Here is a 3,891-nt window from a genome sequence, read left to right on the forward strand (position 1 = left end):
GTAGCAAAGGTTTGTGTAATTTGATACAAATATAAATATTGTTAAAAAGAGGAAAGTTTCCTCTGATTAAACTGTTAGAAGCTCTCTCGAAAATTGGTGTTATAGTGCTATAGTGCTATAGTGCTACAATGTTATAACTCCAAACTGTTAATGAGAAATATTATGAGTAATCTATCTAAGCGTTCAACTGTTTATTTTGAGCCTGCCATCCACCAAGCCTTAAAAATGCGTGCTGCATCTTCTGATGTATCTGTTTCTGAATTAATTGACGAAGCAGTGCGACTATTGATGCGCGAAGATCAAGAAGATTTAGCTGCCATTTCAGAACGCTTAAATGAGCCAGAGATCACTTATGAAGATTTCCTGAATGAGCTGAGAGCCGATGGCAAAATATAAAATCACATTTAAGAAGTCCGTAAGCAAAGATTTTAAGAACATTCCAAAAAAAGATGTATCGAAAATACTGCATAAAATAGAGAGTCTAGCCGAGGACCCAAGATCTGAAGGATGTATCAAGTTATCTGGATCAGAAAACTATAGGGCTAGACAAGGGTTATACAGAATCATCTATGAAATACGTGATGACGTTTTGATAGTAAATGTGGTCAAAGTTGCACACAGGTCTACAGTGTATAAGAGCATCTAACAAGAGACTATGGCGTCAATAGTTAATTTCACATTTTTGGCGCTTCCCATAAAACACCATCTCTGAGCATCGAATTTAAGATAACTATCATCTTCCTAATACATGCAATTATGGCTACTTTTTTCGGCTTTCCAGCCGCAACTAAGCGTTGATATGTTTCTTTGAAAACTGGATTTGATTGAATGGCTGACATCATCGCCATGTATAAAACCGTTCTCACTTGGTGCCTTCCTCCTTGGATTTTTCTTTGACCTTTTAAGCGACCACTTTCTCGATTCATAGGTGCAACACCTACTAAAGCTGAGGCTTGTTTGTTCGTCATATAACCTAATTCTGGCAGGTTGCTAATGAGTGAAGCGGATGCGATTTTACCTATGCCTTTCATACTTTGAAGAATTGTGTTTTTGGCTTGATAATCTGGACAGCTTTCAATTAGCTCAACAATTTTATTTTCTATCTTTGTTATCTGATTTTTGAATGCGGTAAGGATAGGTTTAATCGTCATGGCTAAGTTCTTAGGTAAGATTTGTAGTCGGTTCTTTTCCATGGTTTGCATCACTAACAATTGATTTCTTCTTGCGACTAAATCGCTCATAGCTTGCATTGTGTCTGGCTTTAATTGAGATAAGTTCGGTTTTATCGCTTCACCGTAATGGGCTATTAATTGCGCGTCTAACTTGTCTGTTTTAGCGCGTTGACCTATCGCACCAGCAAAGCGCTTTATGTGAATTGGATTGGCAATTACAAACGGTAATTTGGCTTTGGCGCATGCGATTATAAAAGGCATTTCAAGACGACCTGTAGCTTCGATAATAATGCGCTCAGGCTTATGTTTCTTAATTTCTTTAACCGCGTCATTGATCCCTTTTTCATCGTTTGAAACGGTGAAATAAATATCCAAAGGGCGGATATAAATGTCGAGTTGGAACTTACCAGTATCAACACCGACGTTAATGTTTTGATTTGTTTTTGTATTCATAATAAGCTGACTCTTGCTTGCATAATGCGGGTTCGAGACCCAGTAGACTATTCGAGTTTTGTGCTTGAAGTCTTTTGTGGCGTTCTTTCTTGTTATCGGTCTCTCAACTGAGGAGCCATCGCTCAATCGAACTGCCACAAAAGAGGGCTTTAGTTGCAGCTAAAGCCTGGGTCTCACTTTACCCGAAGTAGGTTTATTTGGTGAAGTTATTATCCATACAAGCGCATTAAGTCAGACGGCTTCAACTTCGGCCTCATTTAATGCAAAAGAAACGACGCATAAATGCGTCCTAAATTGGTCCGCTGCTTATGCGGGCGTTAGGCAATTAAGTGAGAGGTGATGAACTTTTTTCTAATTCAAATAATTAATCTTTTGATAGCTATTGTTTTTATTGGTGTTGGTTTTTCAATTGGAATGTGGGAGTTAAATGCAGCTTTTAATTCTATTATTCATGTTCCTGGTATTTTGTTATGGTCATTCTTTGCGGGTAATGGCTTTATTTGGTTAATCGTTATTTTAATTTTATGTTTTTATTACTATAAAAATAGAAATAAGTTGTTTTTATATGGACAATTAGTATCTTCATTAATTTTAGGTATTAGCTTTGGTGCACAATGGGTAATTGCCTAACAAGTCACTGCAAAGGACTAAAACAGCTGGCTATTGCTCGTGCCACGCTATTTTAGCCAACAATTTTAGCCTCTGAGTGAGGCGTTAGAAGACTAGGAGGGGTCGGTGCATAATAAAAAGCAAGATTGGAAAATCATACTACTCGGGTTGTTTTTAGTAGTTGCTCTTGGCTGGTTATCCTGGATTATTATTTCATTTTTTATAGAGTCACTTATTAAAGCTGATGCGAAGATTTCTGCCGCAGTTATTGGGGGGATGTTTACTATATTGGCTGGTTTAGCTGTTGTCTTAATTACACAATACCAAACCAAAAAAAGGGCAATTGAAGAAGCCCATAGAGAGAAAAAAGTAGAAATATACAGAGGATTCCTTGAGACAGTTGAAAAACTACTTCAGGGACAGAATAAAAAATCAAAAGCAAAAGGAATCAGCGACCAGGCTCTAATAGATTACTTAGTTAAGTTTAAGACAAATATTATTCTTTGGGGGTCACCTAAGGTTTTAATTGCGCAGGCAGAGTTTGAACAGCAGTCAAAAGTAAGTGGTAATATTTTTCTTGCTATTGATAACCTATATAGAGCTATTAGAGAGGACATTGGTTTAAGTAACTCAGGTCTACCATCATTGCACCTTGTGAAAATGTATCTTTCAGATCCTGAAGAATTAGAGTCTTTGATAGCGTCTTCTAACAAAGCAAATCAACAAGAACACGTAACAGTTGGCTACGTTTCGCTTCGCTACACAATTTTAGCCAACTACAATTTGCCCCTTAACGAGGGCGTTATTTAGACAAGGAAGCCCATGAGTATTCGTAAGAAAATCCAGAGTAGCATCGATAACTTAATTATGAAAAATGGACCGCATCGATACGAAATAAATGAACACAGAATTAAATGTAATCAGTGTCAAAATGAATTTTTTGACAAAGGTGAGGCTCAGTTAAATACAGCTGGTATGAGTTTCATAGGTTTAGACTGGGCGAATAAGACCGCTACCACCTTAGCGTGTCGAAACTGTGGATTTATAATGTGGTTCGTTAAAACGCTTACAAAAGTACCTAATAGATAGGTCGATACAACAAACGCATCAATACAGACTTCACAACTTAGTCCGTATTTTTGCTAAAAGAAACGATGCAAAAATGCATCCAAAATTGTCCCACTTCTTATGCTTCTGGCAGTACTGTGGGGATACAGAAAAAGCACGAAAAGAAACTACGTCTTATTCTGGCTAATTTAGATCAAGCAGAAGAACCAGATGATATGGATCTTCCTGGTTTATTTATGCACCAACTTATAGGTGATAGAAAAGATATTTGGTCTGTTCGTGTAAGCGGAAACTGGCGCATAACATATATGTTTATTCTTACTATTGAAGATTATCAAAGGGTGAGTTGGAGCATCAGATTTGATAGCGTAGACTTCAATTTTGTAAATGATCCTGTATATATATCGGATGCAAAGTTTTCTGAACTTAACGGGTTAAATATTGCTGAGTTTAGCGATGATGATGGACTCATTATTAAAATTATATATGGTAACTGTGCAGCAGTGTGCTTATAACACATATGAACCTTCTTCCGTCAAATAGACAATAGGATCTTTTTTAGCTGCTGTTAGGCAGCTAATTGTATTCG

At 37.0% G+C, this 3,891-nt stretch carries 6 protein-coding genes and 1 pseudogene; 6 read left to right on the forward strand and 1 reads right to left on the reverse strand.

Going from position 1 to position 3,891, the window contains the following annotated elements; translation table 11 throughout:
• Positions 1 to 162: 162 nt before the first annotated feature.
• Both Q4575_RS19460 and Q4575_RS19465 read left to right on the forward strand, forming a co-directional pair.
• Positions 163 to 396: a ribbon-helix-helix domain-containing protein gene (locus Q4575_RS19460; RefSeq protein WP_215961745.1), complete on the forward strand. Its 234-nt coding sequence runs from the start codon at positions 163 to 165 to the stop codon at positions 394 to 396.
• Positions 383 to 646, forward strand: a complete 264-nt coding sequence (locus Q4575_RS19465; protein ID WP_215961744.1) for a type II toxin-antitoxin system RelE/ParE family toxin — start codon at positions 383 to 385, stop codon at positions 644 to 646. The genes Q4575_RS19460 and Q4575_RS19465 overlap by 14 nt, the downstream gene beginning before the upstream one ends.
• Before the next feature lie 28 nt (positions 647 to 674).
• Here Q4575_RS19465 and Q4575_RS19470 read toward each other — a convergent pair whose 3' ends face one another.
• On the reverse strand, positions 675 to 1,625 hold the full coding sequence (locus Q4575_RS19470) for an IS110 family transposase (protein WP_215961743.1): 951 nt from the start codon (positions 1,623 to 1,625) through the stop codon (positions 675 to 677).
• A gap of 339 nt (positions 1,626 to 1,964) precedes the next feature.
• Here Q4575_RS19470 and Q4575_RS19475 point away from each other — a divergent pair, with 339 nt between their 5' ends.
• The 4 genes and pseudogenes from Q4575_RS19475 to Q4575_RS19485 all read left to right on the forward strand — a co-directional run.
• Positions 1,965 to 2,255, forward strand: a complete 291-nt coding sequence (locus Q4575_RS19475) for a hypothetical protein (protein ID WP_215961742.1) — start codon at positions 1,965 to 1,967, stop codon at positions 2,253 to 2,255.
• 105 nt (positions 2,256 to 2,360) lie between these two features.
• Positions 2,361 to 3,044, forward strand: a complete 684-nt coding sequence (locus Q4575_RS19480) for a hypothetical protein (RefSeq protein ID WP_215961741.1) — start codon at positions 2,361 to 2,363, stop codon at positions 3,042 to 3,044.
• A 57-nt stretch (positions 3,045 to 3,101) separates the two neighbouring features.
• Positions 3,102 to 3,323, forward strand: a complete 222-nt coding sequence (locus tag Q4575_RS19840; RefSeq protein ID WP_368393335.1) for a zinc ribbon domain-containing protein — start codon at positions 3,102 to 3,104, stop codon at positions 3,321 to 3,323.
• Positions 3,324 to 3,388: 65 nt separating this feature from the next.
• Positions 3,389 to 3,616 (forward strand): annotated as a pseudogene (locus Q4575_RS19485) (type II toxin-antitoxin system RelE/ParE family toxin); the annotation flags it as partial.
• Between the last annotated feature and the right edge of the window lie 275 nt (positions 3,617 to 3,891).

The organism is Psychrosphaera sp. 1_MG-2023 (genome assembly GCF_030548245.1).
In the GTDB taxonomy this organism is placed as follows: Bacteria; Pseudomonadota; Gammaproteobacteria; order Enterobacterales; family Alteromonadaceae; genus Psychrosphaera; species Psychrosphaera algicola.